This is a genomic window from Brevundimonas sp. NPDC007368, from assembly GCF_042869015.1.
GTDB lineage: Bacteria > Pseudomonadota > Alphaproteobacteria > Caulobacterales > Caulobacteraceae > Brevundimonas.
This window is the reverse complement of the sequence record NZ_JBIAFA010000002.1, coordinates 156,421-176,977: the sequence shown is the minus strand read 5'-3', so window position 1 is coordinate 176,977 and position 20,557 is coordinate 156,421. Positions and strand designations below refer to the sequence as shown.

The following is a 20,557-nucleotide window of genomic DNA, read 5'->3' as shown; positions in this document are numbered from 1 at the left end:
GATATCGTCTGAAAACGGCTGTAGAACAGCGTGAATTAGGAGGGGCGAAAGGCCCATCATCGCCCCGGAAAGTCAAGGCTGGCGGCTAAATCCACAGCGCCGCGCGGTTGTCCACCGCCGCCGGGAACCTGCCCACAGCGCGTCCGATGGCCTCTGCTATGGTTCAGTTCATGACCGCCCTCGGTTCCGACATCCAGCAATTGCGCCTGCCGCTGCGGCAGGAGGCGTCGCAACGCGCGGCGGATTTCGCGGTGTCCGATTCCAATGCCGCCGCCACGTCGGTGCTGGCGACCTGGCCCGAGATGGCGGGCTCGATCCTGTCGATCTTCGGACCGCCCGGCAGCGGCAAAAGCCATCTCGCCGCCGCCTGGGTCGAACGCACGGGCGCCCTCGCCCTGCACGGCGCCGAGGCCGCCCTGGTCGATCCGCTGGAACTGGAAGGCCAGTTCGTCCTTCTGGACCGCGCCCAGGACGCCGATGACGAGAGCCTGTTCCACCTGATCAACCTGACGCAGTCGGGCGGCGGCGCCCTGCTGCTGGTGTCACGCGATCCGCCTGGGGCCTGGGCCTGCGACCTGCCGGATCTGCGCTCGCGCCTGAACGCCATCCGCACCGTGGGGATCGAAGCGCCCGACGACGTCGTGCTGGGGGCCATGCTCAAGCGCGCCTTCGCCACCCGCAACATCACGCCGGGCGAGGAAGTCGTGGACTATCTGGCCCGTCGCATCGACCGCTCGGCCGACGCAGTCGAACGCATTGTCGATCAACTGGACGCCTACCACCGCCCCGTCACGCGCGTTCTGGCCCGTCAGGTTCTGGGCGACAGCGACGAACTGTCTGACGGATAACTTCATATCGCGGTTGCAGCCGTCACAGGCCCGCGCGACAACAGTCAAATGACTGAAATCGCGCCCATCGCCGTCGATAACACCGGTGAGGAAGTCCCCTCCTCGCGCGCGCCCCAGCTGGAGCTGTCCGAGGCGTTGATGAACTCGCCCGAGCGCTTCATCAACCGCGAGCTGTCCTGGCTGGCCTTCAATGGGCGTGTGCTGGAAGAAGCCGCCAACGAGGGCCACCCGCTGCTGGAGCGGGTCCGCTTCCTCTCCATCTCGGCCAACAACCTGGACGAGTTCTTCATGACCCGCGTGGCGGGCCTGAAAGGTCAGGTGCGCGAGCGCGTCCGCGTCGTCTCGCCCGATGGTCTAACCCCCGCCGAACAGCTGGAACAGGTCAACGCCGCGGCCGGGGGCCTGATGGCCGAACAGCAGCGCCGCTGGCGCGTCCTGCGCAAGGAAATGGCCGCCGGGGGCATCGAGGTGGTCGAGGCCGCCAAGATCACCCGCACCGAACGCGAGCGTCTGGAACCCGAGTTCCTGAATCAGCTGTTCGCCGTGCTGACGCCGATGGCGATCGATCCCGCCCACCCCTTCCCCTTCCTGCCCAACCTCGGCTTCTCGCTGGCGCTGAAGCTGCGCCGGAACAGCGACCACCGCGTCCTCTACGCCCTGGTGCCGGTGCCGACCCAGGTGCGGCGCTTCTGGGCTCTGGCCACCGACGGCCGTTCGGCGCCGGGCCGCAAGCGTTACGTCTCGCTCGAGAACATGCTGCTGCTGTTCATCGACCACCTCTTTCCGGGCTGCGAGATTCTGGAAAAGGGGTTGTTCCGCCTGATCCGCGACTCGGACATCGAGATCGAGGAAGAGGCCGAAGACCTGGTCATGGAGTTCGAGGAGGCGCTGAAGCAGCGTCGCATGGGCTCGGTCGTCCGCATCAAGATCCAGGCCTCCATGCCCGAGGACCTGCGCGACTTCATCATCGCCGAACTGCACGCCCAGCCGCAGGACGTGGTTCTGGTGGAGGGGATGCTAGGGCTGGCGCAACTGGCCGAACTGATCCCCGGCGGGCACCCCGACCTGAAGTTCAAGGGCTATGAGCCGCGCTATCCCGAGCGCGTCCGCGACAACGGCGGCGACATCTTCGCGGCGGTCCGCGAAAAGGACATGCTGATCCACCACCCGTTCGAGAGCTTCGACGTGGTGGTCCAGTTCCTGCGACAGGCCGCGCGCGATCCCAACGTCATCGCCATCAAGCAGACGCTGTACCGCACCTCCAAGGACAGCCCCATCGTCGCCGCCCTGATCGAGGCGGCCGAGAACGGCAAGAACGTCACCGCCCTGATCGAACTGAAGGCGCGCTTTGACGAAGAGGCCAACCTGCGCTGGGCGCGGCAGATGGAACGGGCCGGCGTCCACGTCGTCTTCGGCTTCGTGGAGTACAAAACCCACGCCAAGCTGAGCGTGGTGGTGCGTCGCGAGGGCGACGCCCTGCGCACCTACTGCCACTTCGGCACCGGCAACTATCACCCGACGACGGCCAAGATTTACACTGACCTCAGCCTGTTCACCTGCAACCCCGTCCTGGGTCAGGACGCCACGCGGGTGTTCAACTACATCACCGGCTATGCCGAGCCAGATGAGCTGGAAGCCCTGGTCGTCTCGCCGCTGAACATGAAGACCAGCCTGCTGGAAATGATCGGCAAGGAGATGTCCGCCGCCGCCAAGGGCAAGCCCGCCGCCATCTGGGCCAAGATGAACGCCCTAGTCGATCCGGAGATCATCGACGCCCTGTACCGCGCCAGCCAGCAGGGCGTTCGCATCGAACTGGTCATTCGCGGCATCTGCTGCCTGCGTCCCGGCGTGCCGGGTCTGTCGGAGAATATCCGGGTCAAGTCGATCGTCGGCCGCTTCCTGGAACACAGCCGCATCGTCGCTTTCGCCAACGGCCACGACCTGCCCAGCAACAAGGCCAAACTCTACATCTCGTCCGCCGACTGGATGCCGCGCAATCTGGATCGCCGCGTCGAACTGATGACGCCCATCCTGAACGCCACGGTCCATGATCAGGTGCTGGATCAGATCATGGTCGCCAACCTGAAGGACGACGCCCAGAGCTGGACCCTGGCCGCCGACGGGACCTATCGCCGAGTCACGCCCTCCGGTCCCGAACGTCCCTTCTCGGCCCACAAGTACTTCATGACCAATCCCAGCCTGTCGGGCCGCGGCCGCAAGGTGAAGACCCTGCCCGGCGCCCTGTCCTACGCAGGGCTCAAGCCTCGGAAGCATCGCTGATGGGCGTCGAGGCTGAATATCCCTCGCGCCAGATCGCCGTCATCGACATCGGCTCCAACTCGGTGCGCCTGGTCTTGTATCGGCTGGAAGGCCGGGCGGTCTGGACCATGTTCAACGAGAAGGTCCTGGCCGGTCTGGGTCGTGATCTGGCCGCGACCCGGCGCCTGTCGGTGCCCGGCGTCGTCGCTGCTATGACGGCGCTGCGCCGCTTCGCCGCCGTCATCGAGGGCGTCCAGCCGGACCAGACCATCATCGCCGCCACCGCCGCCGTGCGCGAGGCCGAGGACGGCGCCGACTTCTGCGCCCGCGTGGCCGCCGAGACGGGCCTGCAGGTCCGCGTCCTCAGCGGCGAGGAGGAAGCCCGCTATTCGGCGCTTGGCGTTCTGGCAGGCGCACCGGGCTCGCGCGGCGTGGCCGCCGATATGGGCGGCGCCAGTCTGGAGCTGACCCGGATCGGCAACGGCGGACGCAATCGCCCGCTCGATAAGGGCGTGACCCTGCCGCTAGGCCCCTTCTCACTGGTTGACCCCAAGGGCTTCGACGTCGACCGCTTGCGTGGCCGCATCGCCAAGCGGCTGGCGCCCATCGCCGATGCTTACGCCACGACCGAACTGCACGCCGTCGGCGGGGCCTGGCGCAGCCTGGCCCAGATGCACATGGCCCAGACGGACCATCCGCTGCGGATCGTCCACGAATACGCCATGAGCGCCGCCGATGCGCGTGATCTGGCCCGGTTGGTGGCGCGTCAGTCCAAGGCCTCGCTGGAGAAGCTGCCGGGCGTGTCCAAGCGCCGGGCCGAGACCCTGCCCTACGCCGCCCTGGTGCTGGACGGACTGATCGAGGCCCTGGGGCTGAGATCCATCACCTTTTCCGCCTGGGGCGTGCGCGAGGGTCTGCTTTACGCGGGCCTGTCGCCCGAGATGGCGGCGGTCGATCCCCTGCTGGCCGGCTGTTCCGCCTGGGGCGGACGGCAAGGCGTGGACCCGGCCCTGCCGCGCGCCCTGGACGGCTGGCTGCAACCTGTCGTCTCAGCCATGCCCGAGGCCTTTGGCGAGGAACGCGACGCCCTGCTGACCGCCTCGGTCTGTCGTCTGGCCGACCTCGGCGCCCGCCTGCACCCTGACCACCGGGTGGATCTGGTCTTCGATCAGGTGCTTCGTTCGCCCATTCCGGGCCAGACCCACGCCGAGCGAGCCTTCCTGGCGGTGGCCATGAACGCCCGTTACGGCGGCGAGGCCAAGACGCCGTCGCCGGACGCCGTCGATCGTCTGCTGTCGGCGCCTGGCCAGAAGCGCGCCCGCGCCCTGGGCCTGGCTATGCGGCTGGCCTGCGACCTGTCGGGCCGCTCGCCGCAGTTGCTGGCCAACGCCGCCGCCACCGTCGAGAAGGGCGCGCTGCGGATCACCGCCGCCGAGGGCTACGCCGACATGCTGCTGGGCGAACAGACTCGCCGCCGCGCCAAGGCTCTGGCCGAGGCCATGAACCTGACGCTGAAAATCTAGAGGAACGATCCCATGCCCGTGACCGGAATCGGCGGTTTCTTCTTCCGCGCCAAGGACGCCAAGGCCCTGGCCGACTGGTATCTGACCCACCTAGGCGTCGGGGCGCCGGAAAACGTCTGGATCTGGAACCAGCAGGCGGGACCGACGGTCTTCGCCCCGTTCAAGGAAGACAGCGACTATTTCGCCGCCGACCACCGCTGGATGCTGAACCTGCGGGTCGAGGGACTGGACGACCTGATCGCCTCGCTGAAGGCCGCCGGGATCGAGGTCATCACCAAGCCGGAATGGGACGCCACCCCCGAGATCGGACGCTTCGCGCGCATCCATGACCCCGAGGGTAATCCGATCGAACTGTGGGAGCCGGCGTCGCCGCCGGCTTCCTAAGCCCTAGCCTTCGATTTCGACGACCTCGACCCGCGAGCCATTCAGCACCAGGGCGATCTCGCCCTTCTTGAGCTTCAGCGCGTCCTCGCCGAACAGCTGACGGCGCCAGCCCTTCATGGCTTCGACGTCGGCGTTGTCGTCATTGGCGATCTTTTCCAGATCGGCGACGTTGGCGATCAGCTTGGTGGCCACGCCAGCGTTGTCGCTCTTGGCCTTCAGCAGCACCTTCAGCAGTTCGACCACCGAGGGCGGGGCCGGCTGGCTGTGCGCCGGGCGCTCCAGCTTGGGCGCATGGGCTTCCGGGTCGGCCAGAACGCGCTTCAGCTCGGCGGCCAGCTCCAGACCCAGGCGCGAACCGCCGAAGCCCTTGGGCACCGAACGCAGACGGTTGAAGGCCTCGGGATCGGTCGGGGCCTGCACCGCGATCTCGTCGATGCCCTCGTCCTTCAGGATACGGCCGCGCGGCTGGTCGCGTTCCTGGGCCGCGCGCTCGCGCCAGACGGCGACGGCGACGAAGGCGGCCAGATACTTGGCGCTGAACTTCTTGGGCTTCAGGCGCTTCCAGGCATTCTCGGGCGTGGTGTCATAGAGGGCCGGGTCGGTCAGGGCGCCCATTTCGGACATGACCCAGTCCAGACGACCTTCCTTCTGCAGCCGGTCGCGCAGCTTGGGATAGAGGGCCGCCAGGTGCGTCACGTCGCCCAGGGCATAGACCAGTTGCGCGTCCGACAGCGGGCGACGCGCCCAGTCGGTGAAGCGGCTGCCCTTGTCCAGTTCCTGACGCAGCATCTGACGGACCAGCTGCTCATAGCTGACCTGATCGCCGAAGCCGGCGGCCATGGCGGCGACCTGGGTGTCGAACATCGGCTTGGGCATGGCGCCCAGGCGGTTGAAGATTTCGACGTCCTGACGGGCGGCGTGGAAGACCTTGATGATCGATTCGTCGCGCAGCAGGGCGAGGAAGGGCTCCAGGTCCAGATCCTCGGCCATCGGGTCGATGATCGCGGCGTCCGTCGGCGAAGCGGCCTGGATCAGGCACAGCTTGGGCCAGTAGGTCGTCTCGCGCATGAATTCGGTGTCGACCGTGATGAACGGGGCCTTGGCCAGGCGTTCGCAGAAGTCGATTAGCGCGTCATTGGTGGTGATTGGCGTCATTCCGATGCTATAGCCCCGCGCGACGCCGTCGTGGCAAGAGCGCTGCGACAGATTTTCGCCCCCGATTTCGAGCCGTGACCGATGAGCGACACCCCCGAAGCCCTGAAAAACGGCCTCACCTACGCCGATGCGGGCGTGGATATCGACGCCGGAGAAATGTTGGTCGATGCGATCAAACCCCTCGCCAAGTCGACTCGCCGCCCCGGCGCCGAGGCTTCGCTGGGCGGATTCGGCGCCCTGTTCGACCTCAAGGCCGCCGGTTTTGAAGACCCGCTGATCGTCACCACGACGGACGGCGTCGGCACCAAGCTGAAGATCGCCATCGAAACCGGCCGTCATGACGGCGTGGGCGTCGATCTGGTCGCCATGTGCGTCAACGACCTGCTGGCGCAGGGCGCCGAGCCGCTGATGTTCCTGGACTACTACGCCACGGGCAAGCTGGACGTGGACGCCGCGCGTCGCGTCGTCGCCGGCATCGCCGAGGGCTGCCGCCAATCGGGCAGCGCCCTGGTGGGCGGCGAGACGGCCGAAATGCCGGGCATGTATTCGGGCGGCGACTATGACCTGGCCGGCTTTTCGGTCGGCGCGGTCGAGCGCGGTCAGGTCCTGCCCTATCTGGATCAGCAGAAGGCCGGCGACGTCATCATCGGCCTGGCCTCCTCGGGTCCGCACTCCAACGGCTATTCGCTGATCCGCAAGGTGGTCGAAAAGTCCGGCCTGGCCTGGGGCGACGACGCCCCCTTCGCCAAGGACAAGACCCTGGCCCAGGCCCTGATGGAGCCGACCCGCATCTATGTGAAGCCGGTCCTGCCCCTGATGAAGGCCGGTCTGGTCAAGGGCGCGGCCCACATCACGGGCGGCGGCCTGATCGAAAACCCGCCGCGCTGCATCGCCGAGGGCCTGCAGGCCGCCTTCGACTGGAACGCCTGGTCCCTGCCCCCCGTCTTCGAGTGGCTGGGCGTCGTCGGCGGCATCTCCGACCACGAACTGCGCCGAACCTTCAACTGCGGCGTCGGCTTCATCCTGATCGTCTCGCCGGAAAACGCCGAGCCGGTCCTGGCCGCCCTGCTGAACGCGGGCGAAGAAGCCTTCATCTGCGGACAACTGGAAGCCGCCTGAGCTTCCAGCGCCTGAAACGACAAAGGCCCCGGTCTCGCGACCGGGGCCTTTTTCTTCGCCAGCTTCTCAATCCGCTCACCCCGGCGGACGCCGGGGCCCAGTGAGAACCTCAAACACCAAAGCCTGAAACCAAAGGACTGAATCCCGGCGTCCGCCGGGATGAGCGGTAGAAGGGTTTGCTACCGAACCCCGCCGTTCTGGGTCTCGTCGTAGAACTTGGCCAGATCGACGTGCAGTTCCTCCAGCGCCTTGCGGCTCGTGTACATCATGTGCCCGCCCTCATAGTAGGTGAACTCCAGGTTCTGGCGCAGCTTCGGCTCCAGCATCATCTGGGCCAGGTCGAACTCGGTCGAGAAGAAGGGCGTGGCGGCGTCGTAGTAGCCGTTCAGCGCCAGCACCTTCAGATGCGGATTGCGCCGCATGGTCGTGGCCAGGTCGATCGCCGTGTTCGGCGTGGTCTGCATCCCGCCCACCGGCGGACGGTGGCTCCAGTTCCAGTTGAAGCCCGGCAGGCCGCGCGCCGACTGGCGATAGTCCATGTCGGTGCGGAAGTTCAGCGTATTGGCGATGTAGTCGTTGAAGACGCCGAAATAGGCCCCGGTGATGGCGCTGCTCGACGGGTCCTCTTCCGGCTCACCGCCCACGGCGTCGGCGTCCATGCCCAGATAGCGGGTGTCCAGACGGCCGATCGTCTCGCGCCGATCCCGCAGCAGCTCCTTGCGGAAGGGCGACAGCTCGACCCGCAGGTTGGCGTTGTCGATGAAGGTCGGCGACAGGCCGATCAGCTCGCTCATCTGCTGGGCGATCTGGGCGCGCTCGGCGTCCGAGATCATGTGCCCCTTGGCCAAAGCCGCCGCATAGGGCCCCATGGCGAAGTCGCGCGCCCGCTGGACATGGGCCTCGACTGTGGCCGGGCGGTTCGGCACCTTGTTGTGATACCAGGCCGTCGCCGCATAGGTCGGCAGCAGGGTGATGAAGTTCTGGGCATAGCCCGGCTGGCGCACGCCATAGTTCATGATCGACGACAGCAGGATGACGCCGTTCAGCGACATGCCCCGACTTTCCAACTGATGCGCCACCGCGCCGGTGCGCAGGGTGCCGTAGCTTTCACCCAGCACATACTTGGGGCTGGACCAGCGGTTGAACTTGCTGGTGTAGCGCATGATGGCGCGGGTGAAGGCGTCCGCGTCCTGATCCACGCCCCAGAAGGCCGAACCCGGCGTCTCGGCCAGCGGGCGCGAGTAACCGGCGCCGACCATGTCGATGAAGACCAGGTCGGTTTTGTCCAGCAGGGTCATGTCGTTGGGGCCGACGTTGAACGGCGCCGGGCGCTCGACCACCGGATCGTCCGTCAGCACCCGCACCGGGCCGAAGGCGCCCATGTGCAGCCAGACCGTCGGCGAGCCCGGCCCGCCGTTGTAGAGATAGGTCACCGGGCGGCGGCCGACCGGCTGACCGTCCAGGGTGTAGGCGACGTAGAAGAGGCTGGCCGTCGGCATCCCGGCGTCGTCGCGAATGGTCAGGGTGCCGACCGTGGCCTTGTAGCGCATCGCGCGGCCGTGGGCGGTGATCGAATGGCTGGTCGTCACCTCCTTCTCTTCCGGCGTGGCGCGAGCCCAGTTGCGCTCGACCTGCTCGGCATTGGCGTTGCGCAAGCGGTCCGAAGCCGAGCGAAAAGGGGCCGGAACCGCCGCCGGAGGCTTCCTGAGCCATGGAAACCATCGGCACGGCCAGGATTGCCGCCGCACAGGCCGCAGTAAGCAGATGACGCATTTTGAAACTCCCCCTCACGCGCCGGACAGCCCGGCGGCGGGACGCTAACGCCAAGCGGGGCCGTCCGGCAACGGACTTTATGACGCCCTGATCAGCGGCATGGGCTTGCCAAGAGGCGACGACGGTCGCATCCCTCCCGCCTCCCCGATCCGTCGCCCGAGCCGCTCCATGACTGAAACCCGCAAGCCCAAGACGCGCGTGGCGGTGCTGATCTCCGGCTCCGGCTCGAACATGGCCTCGCTGATCGCCTCAGGTCAGGCCGCCGACGCCCCTTATGAGGTGGTGGTGGTCGTTTCCAACATCGCCGACGTGGCGGGGCTGGAGAAGGCCCGCGTCGCCGGGGTGGAGGCCCTGACGGTCGAGCACAAGGCGTTCGGCAAGGATCGCGAGGTGCATGAGCGCGCCATCGACGCCTTGCTGGTCGAGCGGAACGTCGAGGTCGTCGCCCTGGCCGGCTACATGCGGCTGCTGACGCCCTGGCTGGTGCAGAAGTGGGCGGGGCGGATGCTGAACATCCACCCGTCGCTGCTGCCTCTCTACCCCGGCCTGAACACCCACGCCCGCGCCATTGAGGCCGGCGACGCAGAGGCAGGCTGCACCGTCCACGTCGTGACTGAAGGCGTTGATGAAGGCCCGGTCTTGGGTCAAGCCCGCGTGCCGATCCTGGCGAGCGATACGGCTGAGACCCTGGCCGAGCGGGTCAAGACTGCGGAGCATGTGCTGTATCCGCAGACACTGGCGGCTTTCGTGACGCGCTAGGGCGACGTCCACCTTAACGATTTTTAATGCGACAGGCGGTCGCAGGCAGGAGCAGTTTCCCCGCGAACGATCGGACCGGTCCAGCCTGAGTGGACCGGCGACCGCTCGATGTTTCCACATGGGAAGACCCGATGTCCAAGACCCGCCTGATGGGCGCCGCCGGCCTGGCGCTCGCCTTCGCGCTCTCCGCCCAAGCCGCCTCGGCCCAGAACGCCCACTCCGGCCATGCCGGCCACGCCGCTGCTGCTGCCGCGCCGCAAATCCATCCCTGGGGCTTTGACCTGAACGGGCGCGACCTGGCGGTGAAGCCCGGCGACGACTTCAACGAGTACGCCAACGGGACCTATCTCAAGAACACTGAGATCCCCTCGGACAAGGCCCGTTTCGGCCCGTTCGACGTTCTGTATGAAAACGCCCAGAGCCAGCTGAAGTCGATCATCGAAGCCAGCGCCGCCAACCCGACCAACGCCAATGCGCAAAAGGTCGGCGCCCTCTACGCCAGCTTCATGGACGAGGCCCGCGTCAATCAACTGGGCGCCCAGCCGCTGGCCGCTGATCTGGCCGCCGTGCGCGCCGTGACGGACCACAGCGGCATGGCCCGCCTGATGGGCGAAAGCCACGCCGGCTTCGGCGGCTCCCTGTTCGGCGTCGACGTGTTCGAGGACCTGCAGAACCCCAACCTCAACTCGGCCTATATGGGCCAGGGCGGCCTGGGCCTGCCCGATCGCGACTACTACCTGAAGGCCGACTTCGCGCCTCAGCGTGAGGCCTATGTCGCCTACATCACCCGCGCCCTGACGGCTGCGGGCTGGTCGAACCCGGCCCAGGCCGCCTCCGACATCCTGGCCTTCGAGACCAAGGTCGCCGAGAAGCACTGGACCACGGTCGAGCGTCGCCAGATCGACAAGATCTACAACCCGGCCTCGACCGCTGACCTGGCCAAGCTGGCCCCCGGCTTTGACTGGACCGCCTTCCTGCAAGGCGCCCAGATCGCTGATGTGCCGACCGTCGTCCTGATGGAAAACACCGCCATCCCCGGCATCGCCCAGGTCTTCGCCGACACCTCGCTGGACACGCTGAAGGCGTGGGAAGCCTTCCAGATCGTCGATCAGGCCGGCCCCTACCTGTCCGACTCCTTCGTGAACTCGCGCTTCGAGTTCCGCGGCAAGACCCTGCGCGGTCAGCCGGAGAACCGTCCGCGCTGGAACCGCGGCGTGGCCCTGGTCGACGGCCAGCTGGGCGAGGTGCTGGGTCAGGAATACGTCCGCCTGCACTTCCCCGCCTCGTCCAAGACCCAGATGGAGGCGCTGGTCGCCAACCTCAGCGCCGCCATGACCGAGCGCCTGAAGAACCTGGACTGGATGAGCGAGCCGACGCGCGAGCAGGCCCTGCTCAAGATGTCCAAGTTCGGCGTAAAGATCGGCTATGCGGACAAGTGGCGCAGCTATGACGGTCTGGAGCTCTCGGCGACCGACCTCTACGGTAACGTCGAACGCGCCTCGGCCTTCGACTGGGCCTGGAAGCGCGGCAAGATCGGCAAGCCGGTCGATCCGCTGGAATGGGGTATGACGCCCCAGACGGTGAACGCCTATTACAACCCGCCGCGCAACGAGATCGTCTTCCCGGCCGCCATCCTGCAGCCGCCCTTCTTCGACCCGAACGCGGACGCGGCCGTCAACTATGGCGGCATCGGCGCCGTCATCGGCCACGAGATCACCCACGGCTTCGACGATCAGGGCCGCAAGTCGGACGCCAACGGCGTGCTGCGCGACTGGTGGACGCCCGAAGACGCCGCCCGCTTCGAGGAACGCGCCAAGGTTCTGGGGGCCCTGTACGACGCTCAGGAGCCTGTTCCCGGCGCCCACATCAACGGCGCCCTGACCATGGGCGAGAACATCGCTGACCTGGGCGGTCTGCTGATGGCGCTGGACGCCTATCACCGCAGCCTGAACGGCCAGCCGGCCCCGGTCATCGATGGTCTGACCGGCGACCAGCGCGTCTTCCTAGGCTGGGCTCAGGTCTGGCGCGAGAAGTCGCGTGAGGCCGCGCTCAAGGAGCAACTGACGACCGACCCGCATTCGCCGGGCGCCGCCCGCGCCGCCACCCCGCCGCGCAACATCGACGCCTGGTACGCCGCCTTCGGCGTCACCCCGGATCAGGCGGAATACATCGCCCCTGAAAGCCGCGCCCGCATCTGGTAAGCGGCGCGTCCGATAGCGAACGCGAAAACGGCGTCAGCTTCGCAGCTGACGCCGTTCTTGTATCTGGAAGGCCCGGGCGAAATCAGTTCGGCTTCTTGGGGGTCGTCACGGCGCCTGCAACCGCACCGATCGCGGCGCCGGCGACCGTCGCGCCCGTATTGCCGCCGATGGCCTGGCCGGCGACAGCGCCGCCGAGAGCGCCCGAAGCCGCACGTTGTTCCGTAGTGGTGCCGCAGGCGGCCAGAAGGCCCACGAGGCCGATGGCCGGCGCCAGTTTGAGGATCGTCTTCATGGCGGTCTTCCTTTGTGGCTGAACAGGTAACAGGACCGTGAAAACGAAACGGCCCGCCTCCGGTTCCGGAGACGGGCCGTCTTTATGCTCTCGCTAGGCCGCGCAAGGGCGGCCTATTCAAACCTTAGCCAACGATGTCGGCGTCGGTGAAGAACTGGGCGATTTCGATGCCGGCGTTTTCCAGCGAGTCCGAACCGTGGACCGAGTTCTCGCCGATCGACAGGGCGAACAGCTTGCGGATCGTGCCTTCAGCGGCGTCGTTCGGGTTCGTGGCGCCCATGACTTCGCGGTACTTGGCGACGGCGTTGTCGCCTTCCAGCACCTGGACGACGACCGGCTCGGCGATCATCTGGCCGACCAGTTCGCCGTAGAAGGGACGCTCGGCGTGCACTTCGTAAAACTTCTTGGCCTGGGCTTCGGTCAGCTTGATGCGGCGTTGACCGACGATGCGCAGGCCGGCGCCTTCGATCACGGCGTTGATGGCGCCCGTCAGGTTGCGGCGCGTGGCGTCGGGCTTGATGATCGAGAAGGTACGTTCGGTCATGGGAAGTGACTTCTTGTTTGGGAGTTTGAGGGTCGGCGGCTTATAGCGAGCGCCGCACATCTTTCCAATATCCCCGCGCGTAAGCCTTTTTCTTTCCGGTTCCCATGCTGCAGATCAAAAACCTGACCTACAATGCCTGGGGCCGCGAGTTCCTGGACGACGCTTCCGTCAGCCTGCCCCCAGGGTCCAAGGTCGGTCTGGTCGGCCGCAACGGCATCGGCAAGTCGACCCTGTTCAAGCTGATCCTCGGCGAACTGGCCGCCAACGGCGACGAAATCTCCCTGCCCAAGACAGCCCGTATCGGCTCGGTGGATCAGGAACACCCCGCGACGCCGGTCAGCGTGCTGGACACCATTCTGGAAGCCGACGTCGAGCGCCACGACCTGCTGACCCGGCTGGAGACCGCTGAACCGGAAGAGATGGGTGAGATCTGGGGCCGCCTGATCGAGATCGACGCCGACAGCGCCCCGTCGCGCGCCTCGGAAATCCTAGTCGGCCTGGGCTTCAGCCAGGACGACATGCACCGCCCGATGGCCGAGTTCTCGGGCGGCTGGCGAATGCGCGTGGCCCTGGCCGCCGCCCTGTTCGCCGAGCCGGACATGCTGCTGCTGGACGAACCGACCAACTACCTCGACCTAGAAGGCGCCCTGTGGCTGGAGCAGCGGCTCAAGCGCTATCCGCACACGGCCCTGATCATCAGCCACGACCGGGAGCTGCTGAACGGCGTCTGCACCCACATCCTGCAGCTGTCGAACCGCAAGCTGGACCTCTACACTGGCAACTACGACACCTTCGAAAAGACGCGGGCCGAGAAGCTGCGCCTGATGGAGGCCAACAAGTCCAAGCAGGACGCCGAGCGCGCCCACCTGCAGAAGTTCATCGACCGCTTCAAGGCCAAGGCCTCCAAGGCGACCCAGGCCCAGTCGCGCGTCAAGCGGCTGGAGAAGATGCAGCGCATCGAACTGCCGCCGGAAGAGCGCGTCGCCCCCTTCACCCTGCCGTCGCCCGAACGCCCCCTGCCCCCGCCGCTGATCCGGCTGGAGAAGGCCAACGTCGGCTATGAGCCGGGCAAGCCGATCCTGAAAAACCTGAACCTGCGCATGGACCTGGACGACCGCATCGGTCTGCTGGGCGTCAACGGGGCGGGCAAGTCGACCTTCGCCAAGCTGATCGCCAAGGCCCTGACCATCGAGACGGGTGAGTTCCATCGCGACGGCAAGATGCGCGTGGGCTGGTTCCACCAGCACCAGATCGAGGCCATGGATCCGACGGACACGCCGCTGGAGATCATCCGCCGCGCCATGCCGGACGCCTCGGAAAGCAGCCGCCGCAGCCGTCTGGCCCAGTTCGGTCTGCCGTTCGAGAAACAGGAAACCACGGTCGGCTCCCTGTCGGGCGGAGAGCGGGCGCGCCTGCTGCTGAACCTGGTGGCGATGGATGCGCCGCACATCCTGATCCTGGACGAACCGACCAACCACCTGGACATCGACAGCCGCCGCGCCCTGCTGGACGCGCTCAATGAATATACGGGCGCGGTCATCCTGATCACCCACGACCGCTCGTTGATGGAACTGGTGGCCGACCGCCTGTGGCTGGCCGCCGACGGCTCGGTGAAGCCCTTCGACGGCGACATGGACGACTATCAGAAGTTCGTCCTGGACCGCGCAAAGCAGGCGGGCATGAAGCCGACCCAGGTGCGCGAGGAGGTCACGGCCGCCGCCCCCACGCCCGCCGCTGCGCCCAAGGTCGAGAAGAAGAAAGGTCCCTCGCCGTCCACCCTGCGTCATGCGGTGAAGAAGGCCGAGGATCGCATGACCCAGTTGACCGCCGACCTGGCCCGCCTGGACGACGACCTGGCCACCGCCGCGGTCAAGGACCCGAAAAAACTGGAGGGCCTGACGCGCGCCCGCGCCAAGACCCAGGCGGAGCTCGATCAAGCCGAGGCCGAGTGGATCGCCGCCGAGGAAGCCCTGGCGGAGGTCGCATGACGAAGAAGCCGCCCTCTTCCGTCCTGACACGTGAGGAGTTGCAGGAGGCGGCCAGCCGCTTGCGCGCCTATCTGCGCGATGACATGGAAGTCGAGGTCGGCCAGCTTCCCGCCGAAATCTTGGTCGAATTCATTGAGCGCGACATCGGTCGGCTGTTCTACAATCGCGGTCTGCGCGACGCCGAGATCGTGGTCCGTCAAAAGGTCGAGGACGTCGCCGACGCCCTCTACGGCCTGGAGCGCTGAGACCTTTCCATATCGACGTTCTAAGTGAATCACAGCACCTAGACGCTGCTCGCTTGAAAGGACGCCGACATGAACCACCTGTTCGCCGCGATGACGCTCGCGTCCGCGCTGATCGCGCTCCCCGCCCTGGCCCAGGACGCGACGCCTCAGCGTTACGCGGTGGAGCTGCAATTGATGGAAGCGGGCAAGGAGGTGGTTCTGGCCAGCACCTTCGTCGCGGTCGGCGGCACGGCGAACCTGACCCTGAACGGCGACCAGGATGCGCTTGATTTCAACACCACCGTCTACGCCCAACAGGGTGACGGCGCCGAAGATATGCTCGTCACCGAGGTGAACCTGTTCCGCAACGGCGAGGAAATCGCCGCCCCGCGCATGATGATGCGGCGCGGCGGCACGGCCCGTTATGAAGTCGGGACCGAGGGGGCGGACGTGGTCCGGGTCATGGTCAAGCCCGCCCCCTGAATCACGTCAGCCGCAGCTGACGCGCGTCACGACCTCGGTCTTGTCGTCGTAAGTGAAGTTCACGCGGTTGTCGCGGAAGTCCATCGTCGCCGCGCAGCTGCTGCACAGGACGCGGAAGATGCGGCCGCGCGGAGCGTCGGCGGGAATGGTCGAGCGATTGCGGCCGACATATTCCTGATAGTCGCCAGCCTTGCAGGCCACAGGCGTCGGTTCAGCGCCCGGCGCCGCATCATGGGTCGGAGCGCAGGCAGAGAGCGTCACAGCGCCCGCAAAAGCCGTCAGCATCACGATCGTCTTCATGGCGTTCCTCTTTGTTCCGGGCTTAGCCGCAGCTCACGCGCTCGACGATGCCGGTTTGCTGATTATAGAAAATATTCAGGCGGTAAGGCGAGTAATCTTCAGTGACGGGACAGGTGGTGCAGGCCACCCGACGGTTCACCACGTCCACCGGAACGGGAATCTCGGTCCGCGGTTTCCCGACCAGCCATTGCAGTTCGCCCGCCTTGCACATGTCGGCGTCGTTCTGAGGTAGGCGCGTGCCGACCGGCTGGTTCTGACGCGCCTGCTCGACGATGCGAGGCGCGGTCGGCGTGGGCGAAGACGAGGAACAGCCGGCGACGGCCAGCAGCCCCAGGGCGGTCAAGGAGACGATCAGGCCGCCTTTTCCCATCGCCCTTCGTCCGTCTGTTTCCAGTAGGCCAGGTTGGCGTTGGCCGCCTTCAGCGCGCGCCAGCGTTCGCGCGCCTGTTGCAGCGCCTGTTCGTTGCGACCGTCGAAGATGATGAAGCACCGCTCGTACCCTTCCGTGGCCCCCAGCTCTGCTTCATCGACGATGAACAGCGCCTGAGCACCATTCAGGTTCTCGCCCGATTCGGACAGAAGGATGGGCTGGCGGACGGCGTGCGCCTCCGACGCCAGGCCATGCGGCAGGAAGCTGTCGGCGCGATAGGTCCACAGGTGCTCGTCGATGTCGTCGAGGCGGTGCGCGACCGCCCCGCGCACAAGAGCGCGCCAGCCCCGCTGGAGGATCTTTTCCAGCAGACCCGGCAGCACCTGATCCAGCGTCGAGCGCTCCAGATGGTAGAACCAGATTTCCGGCTTGGCGTCAGACACCCGGTCCTACCCTCTGAATGCGTCGGATCAGGCTTCGTATTTGTCGGCGACCATGCGGTCCAGCATACGCACGCCATAGCCCACGGCGCCGTCCGGCACGGTCGGATTGCGGCTGTCCTTGACCCAGGCGGTCGACGCGATGTCGATGTGCGCCCACGGCACGCCGTTGGTGAAGCGCTGCAGGAACAGGGCGGCGGTGATCGAGCCGCCGGCGCGGCCGTTGCCCGTGTTCTTCACGTCGGCGATCGGGCTGTCGATGTGACGCTCATAGGCGGCAGGGATCGGCAGGCGCCAGACATTCTCTCCGACCTTGGGACCGGCGGCCAGGATGCCGTCAGCCAGGTCGTCATTGTTCGAGAAGACGCCGGCGTATTCCAGGCCCAGCGAGATGATGATGGCGCCCGTCAGGGTGGCCAGGTCGATCATGAACTTCGGCTTGAAGCGCTCCTGCGTGTACCAAAGCGCGTCGGCCAGAACGAGGCGGCCTTCGGCGTCGGTGTTCAGGACTTCGACGGTCTGGCCCGACATCGACACGACCACGTCGCCCGGACGCTGGGCCTTGCCGTCAGGCATGTTCTCGACCAACCCGAGGACGCCGACCACGTTGACCTTGGCCTTGCGGCCCGCCAGGGCGTGCATCAGGCCGGCCACGGCGGCGGCGCCGCCCATGTCCCACTTCATCTCTTCCATGCCGTCAGCCGGCTTCAGCGAGATGCCGCCGGTGTCGAAGCAAACGCCCTTGCCGACGAAGGCGATGGGGGCCTCGCCTTCCTTGCCGCCGTTCCACTGGATGACGGCCAACTGGCTTTCACGCTCCGAGCCTTGGCCCACGCCCAGCAGGGTGTGCATGCCCAGCTTTTCCATCTCGGCTTCGCCCAGGATCTCGACCTTGGCGCCCAGGGCTTCCAGTTCCTTCACACGGCGCGCGAACTCGGCCGGATACAGGACGTTGGCCGGTTCCGACACCAGGTCGCGCGAGAACAGGACGGCGTCGGCCACGGCCGACAGCGGCTGGAAGGCGGCTTCGGCGGCGGCGGCGTCCGAGGTGACGACGCGAACCGTCGTGACCGACGGAATTTTGTCGGCCTTCTGCTTGGTCAGATATTTGGCGAAGCGGTAGGCGGCCAGGCGCACGGCGAAGCCGACGCGAGCGGCCTGTTCGGCCGACAGGTGCGCGGCGTCGATGGTCAGGACTTCGGCGCCGGACAGTTTGGCCGCGTGATAGGCGGCTGCAGCGGCGGTTTCGACCGCCAGATCGTCGAACTTGTCAGCCGCGCCCGCGCCGACCAGCAGCACCGAATTGGCGTCGACGCCGGCGGGGGCCGCAACGGCGAGATTGCTGTTCGCGGCGCCGGTGAAACGGCTGTTCGCCATGGCCTTGGTCAGTGCGCCCGAAGCGGCGGCGTCCAGGGCAGAGCCCGTGCCGGCCAACGCACGGCCTTCGTGGACCAGAACGGCAAGGATTTGAGCGGCGCTGGGGGAAGCGACGAACTCGATTTTCATGAAACCTACTCCAGGCCAGGGTTCCATGCCCCGGTCGTGCTTGAATCAGACATAACGCTGCGGCTGTTCCACCGTCGCGTTGGGATGTGTATTACATGGCCCGCATCGCTCGCGGCTGCAACTCGCTCGCCCCCGAAACCCTTTCTTTCCGACCATGACGCTGATTCAAGGCTACCTCTTTCGCCAGATCGGCCTGCCCGTCGTGGCGGCGTGCGCGGCGCTGGCCGGAATCGGGCTGCTGAGCCAAAGCCTCGACCAACTCGAAGTCATCGTCGAGCGCGGCCAGAGCATCTGGGTCATGGCCAAGCTGACCCTTCTGGCCCTGCCCCAGTTGATCGCGGTCATCCTGCCCATCGGCCTGTTCGTCGGCGCCCTGATCGCCCTGACGCGGCTGCAGCGCGAACAGGAACTGACCGCCGCCTACGCCGCGGGCGTCAGCCGCTGGTCCCTGATCCGGCCGGCGATCCAGATCGCCGTCATCATCGCCGTGGTCGCCCTGATCACCAATGTCTTCGTCCAGCCCTGGGCCCAACGCGAGGCGCGTCGCCAGGCCTTCGCAATCCGCACCGACCTGGCCGCCCTGCTGGTCGAGGAAGGCCGCTTCGTCCAGGGCCCTGGCGGCCTGACCGTCTATGTCCAGCAGATCGAGCAGAACGGCCTGCTGAAGAACCTGTTCGTCTATCTGGACAACGGCAAGACGGTCACGACCTGGGACGCCGAGTCCGCCCGCTTCGGCCGCGTCGACGGCCTGCCGGTCCTGACCATGCAGAACGGGTCGATGCAGCGCTACTCCTCGCGCGACGTTCTGAACCAGCTGTCGTTCGACCAGCAGGTCTTCGACCTCTCGCCCTACACCAAGACGACGGAGCGCATCCGCTTCAAGCCGTCGGACCTGTGGCTGACAGAACTGCTCGACCCGACGCCCGCCCTGCTGGAAAGCGCTGGCACGCGCGGCGAACTTCTGGCCGAGGCCCATTCTCGGCTGGCGTCGCCCCTCTATGCGCTAGCGGCGATGGCCCTGGCGCTGACCGCCATCCTCGGCGGGTCCTTCAGCCGCACCGGCTACAGCGGTCGCATTGCCAAGGCGGCGGGCGTCTTCCTGATCGTGCGCGTGTTCGGCTATGGTCTGGTCGCGGCCAGCGCCTGGAACGGCGCATTGAACCTGCTTCAATATCTGCTGCCGCTGGGTGTCAGTTTCCTGGCCCTGCGCCTGCTGTTCCGCGCACTCAAACCGCATCGGCGACGTAGTTGGGCGCCCTATGAACGTTTCAAGGCGAGGTTCGCATGAGGATCCGTCTCGGCCGCATCGAACGCTATGTGCTGGTCCAGCAACTGCGCGCCCTGGCCGTCGCCCTGGCCGTCATTTCCACCCTGGTGATGCTGATCGACTTTGTCGAGGTGTCGCGCGGGCTAAACTCATCCGGCGAACTGTCCAGCGCCCGCATCTTCGGCCTGGTGCTGCTGAAGTCGCCCAGCGTCGTCATCCAGTTGCTGCCCTTCGTCTTCCTTTTCGGCACCCTGGCGGCCTTCGTCGGCCTGAACCGGCGCAGCGAACTGATCGCCATGCGCGCGGCGGGCGTTTCGGCCTGGCGATTCGTACTGCCGGCCGCAGGGTGCGCCCTGGTGCTCGGCGTACTGACCGTCACCGTTTTCGGCCCCATGGCCGCGGCGGGCGACGGCATGTGGCAACGTGAACGTGGCCGCATCTCCGGCACCTCGCCCGGAGCCGAAACCCAGCAGGCCGTCTGGCTGCGCGAAGGCGACGCCGCCCGCCAGATGATCATTCGCGGCGAACGGCAGGACCCGGCCAGCGGGCGGCTTCTGGACGCCAGCTTCTTCATCTACACGACCACGGCCAGCGGCCGTCGCACCTTCACCGAGCGGATCGACGCGGCCACGGCCTCTCTGACGGCCGGACGCTGGCGCCTGACCGACGCAACGGGCGCCCAAACGGGCCAGCGCGCAGTTCGCTACGCCACGCTCGACCTGCCCTCGAACCTGGCGGACAAGGAGGCCTTCCAGCGCTTCGCCCGACCGCAATCGACGCCCTTCTGGTCCCTGCCGAACCAGATCCAGCGAATCGAGGACGCCGGCTTCGCCTCGACCGCCTATCGCCTGCGCCTTCAGCAACTGCTGGCCACGCCGTTGATGTTCGCCGCCATGTCGATACTGGCCGCCGCCTTCTCGCTGCGTCTGATGCGGCTCGGCGATCTGGCGCGAATGACGGTGGCGGCCGTGGTGCTGGGCTTCGCCTTCTTCTTCGTGAACCAGTTTTCCTCGGCCATGGGCTCGGCCGAAGTCGTGCCGCCGGTTCTGGCCGCCTGGCTGCCGCCGGTGCTGACGGCGCTCGCCGCCTTCACCTTGCTGTTCTATACCGAAGACGGCTAAT

At 66.7% G+C, this 20,557-nt stretch carries 20 protein-coding genes; 12 read left to right on the top strand and 8 right to left on the bottom strand.

From position 1 onward, the window contains the following. Positions 1–170: 170 nt before the first annotated feature. The 4 genes from ACFYLW_RS04470 to ACFYLW_RS04455 are packed head-to-tail and all read left to right on the top strand — an operon-like array spanning position 171 to position 5,014. The gene (locus ACFYLW_RS04470) at positions 171–848 is read left to right on the top strand and encodes a DnaA ATPase domain-containing protein (RefSeq protein ID WP_292082558.1); all 678 of its coding nucleotides are present in this window, start codon (positions 171–173) and stop codon (positions 846–848) included. Positions 849–896: 48 nt separating this feature from the next. Then, positions 897–3,128: an RNA degradosome polyphosphate kinase gene (locus ACFYLW_RS04465; RefSeq protein WP_312062038.1), complete on the top strand. Its 2,232-nt coding sequence runs from the start codon at positions 897–899 to the stop codon at positions 3,126–3,128. After that, entirely contained in the window at positions 3,128–4,630 is a 1,503-nt protein-coding gene (locus ACFYLW_RS04460) for a Ppx/GppA phosphatase family protein (RefSeq protein WP_312062040.1), read from the top strand. The genes ACFYLW_RS04465 and ACFYLW_RS04460 overlap by 1 nt, the downstream gene beginning before the upstream one ends. A gap of 12 nt (positions 4,631–4,642) precedes the next feature. Continuing rightward, positions 4,643–5,014 carry a VOC family protein gene (locus ACFYLW_RS04455; protein WP_312062042.1) on the top strand — a complete coding sequence of 124 codons (372 nt, stop codon included), beginning with the start codon at positions 4,643–4,645 and terminating at the stop codon, positions 5,012–5,014. A 3-nt stretch (positions 5,015–5,017) separates the two neighbouring features. Here the strand turns inward: ACFYLW_RS04455 and rnd are convergent, their stop codons facing one another. Then, the gene (gene rnd / locus ACFYLW_RS04450; RefSeq protein ID WP_296177950.1) at positions 5,018–6,169 is read right to left on the bottom strand and encodes a ribonuclease D; all 1,152 of its coding nucleotides are present in this window, start codon (positions 6,167–6,169) and stop codon (positions 5,018–5,020) included. Between the two features lie 81 nt (positions 6,170–6,250). Here rnd and purM point away from each other — a divergent pair, with 81 nt between their 5' ends. Further along, entirely contained in the window at positions 6,251–7,288 is a 1,038-nt protein-coding gene (purM, locus tag ACFYLW_RS04445; protein WP_312062048.1) for a phosphoribosylformylglycinamidine cyclo-ligase, read from the top strand. Positions 7,289–7,467: 179 nt separating this feature from the next. On the opposite strand, the gene ACFYLW_RS04440 is transcribed toward purM, so the two are convergent. Continuing rightward, entirely contained in the window at positions 7,468–8,943 is a 1,476-nt protein-coding gene (locus ACFYLW_RS04440; RefSeq protein WP_390182899.1) for a S10 family peptidase, read from the bottom strand. A 286-nt stretch (positions 8,944–9,229) separates the two neighbouring features. On the opposite strand from ACFYLW_RS04440, the gene purN reads away from it, so the two are divergent. Beyond that, a complete protein-coding gene (gene purN / locus ACFYLW_RS04435; protein WP_312062050.1) occupies positions 9,230–9,820 on the top strand; it encodes a phosphoribosylglycinamide formyltransferase in 591 nt (196 codons plus the stop codon). Between the two features lie 131 nt (positions 9,821–9,951). Next, on the top strand, positions 9,952–12,021 hold the full coding sequence (locus ACFYLW_RS04430; RefSeq protein ID WP_312062051.1) for a M13-type metalloendopeptidase: 2,070 nt from the start codon (positions 9,952–9,954) through the stop codon (positions 12,019–12,021). 82 nt (positions 12,022–12,103) lie between these two features. Here the strand turns inward: ACFYLW_RS04430 and ACFYLW_RS04425 are convergent, their stop codons facing one another. After that, the gene (locus tag ACFYLW_RS04425) at positions 12,104–12,313 is read right to left on the bottom strand and encodes a glycine zipper 2TM domain-containing protein (protein WP_292082549.1); all 210 of its coding nucleotides are present in this window, start codon (positions 12,311–12,313) and stop codon (positions 12,104–12,106) included. Between the two features lie 124 nt (positions 12,314–12,437). After that, entirely contained in the window at positions 12,438–12,857 is a 420-nt protein-coding gene (gene ndk, locus ACFYLW_RS04420) for a nucleoside-diphosphate kinase (protein WP_292082548.1), read from the bottom strand. 104 nt (positions 12,858–12,961) lie between these two features. Between ndk and ACFYLW_RS04415 the strand changes: the two genes are divergently transcribed. The 3 genes from ACFYLW_RS04415 to ACFYLW_RS04405 all read left to right on the top strand — a co-directional run bounded on the left by ACFYLW_RS04415 (position 12,962) and on the right by ACFYLW_RS04405 (position 15,552). Beyond that, a complete protein-coding gene (locus ACFYLW_RS04415; protein WP_312062054.1) occupies positions 12,962–14,845 on the top strand; it encodes an ABC-F family ATP-binding cassette domain-containing protein in 1,884 nt (627 codons plus the stop codon). Next, complete coding sequence (locus ACFYLW_RS04410; RefSeq protein ID WP_312062056.1) at positions 14,842–15,090, top strand: DUF2164 family protein; 249 nt, start codon at positions 14,842–14,844, stop codon at positions 15,088–15,090. Before ACFYLW_RS04415 ends, ACFYLW_RS04410 begins: the two co-directional genes overlap by 4 nt. A 69-nt stretch (positions 15,091–15,159) precedes the next feature. Further along, positions 15,160–15,552, top strand: a complete 393-nt coding sequence (locus ACFYLW_RS04405; RefSeq protein ID WP_312062057.1) for a hypothetical protein — start codon at positions 15,160–15,162, stop codon at positions 15,550–15,552. 6 nt (positions 15,553–15,558) lie between these two features. Here the strand turns inward: ACFYLW_RS04405 and ACFYLW_RS04400 are convergent, their stop codons facing one another. Genes ACFYLW_RS04400 through ACFYLW_RS04385 form a run of 4 tightly spaced genes read right to left on the bottom strand, consistent with a single transcriptional unit; the run spans position 15,559 to position 18,168 of the window. After that, on the bottom strand, positions 15,559–15,852 hold the full coding sequence (locus tag ACFYLW_RS04400; RefSeq protein ID WP_292082543.1) for a hemolysin: 294 nt from the start codon (positions 15,850–15,852) through the stop codon (positions 15,559–15,561). Between the two features lie 22 nt (positions 15,853–15,874). Beyond that, positions 15,875–16,222, bottom strand: a complete 348-nt coding sequence (locus tag ACFYLW_RS04395; RefSeq protein ID WP_312062059.1) for a hypothetical protein — start codon at positions 16,220–16,222, stop codon at positions 15,875–15,877. Next, positions 16,204–16,665 (bottom strand): DNA polymerase III subunit chi, encoded by a 462-nt coding sequence (locus ACFYLW_RS04390; RefSeq protein ID WP_312062061.1) that lies wholly within the window; start codon positions 16,663–16,665, stop codon positions 16,204–16,206. The genes ACFYLW_RS04395 and ACFYLW_RS04390 overlap by 19 nt, the downstream gene beginning before the upstream one ends. Before the next feature lie 27 nt (positions 16,666–16,692). Further along, positions 16,693–18,168 carry a leucyl aminopeptidase gene (locus tag ACFYLW_RS04385; protein ID WP_312062062.1) on the bottom strand — a complete coding sequence of 492 codons (1,476 nt, stop codon included), beginning with the start codon at positions 18,166–18,168 and terminating at the stop codon, positions 16,693–16,695. A gap of 154 nt (positions 18,169–18,322) precedes the next feature. Here ACFYLW_RS04385 and ACFYLW_RS04380 point away from each other — a divergent pair, with 154 nt between their 5' ends. Together ACFYLW_RS04380 and lptG are read left to right on the top strand one after the other, a co-directional pair. Continuing rightward, positions 18,323–19,456, top strand: coding sequence for an LptF/LptG family permease (locus ACFYLW_RS04380; RefSeq protein ID WP_292082539.1), 1,134 nt, complete (start codon positions 18,323–18,325; stop codon positions 19,454–19,456). Next, complete coding sequence (gene lptG / locus ACFYLW_RS04375) at positions 19,453–20,556, top strand: LPS export ABC transporter permease LptG (RefSeq protein ID WP_312062063.1); 1,104 nt, start codon at positions 19,453–19,455, stop codon at positions 20,554–20,556. The genes ACFYLW_RS04380 and lptG overlap by 4 nt, the downstream gene beginning before the upstream one ends. Position 20,557 lies beyond the last annotated feature (1 nt).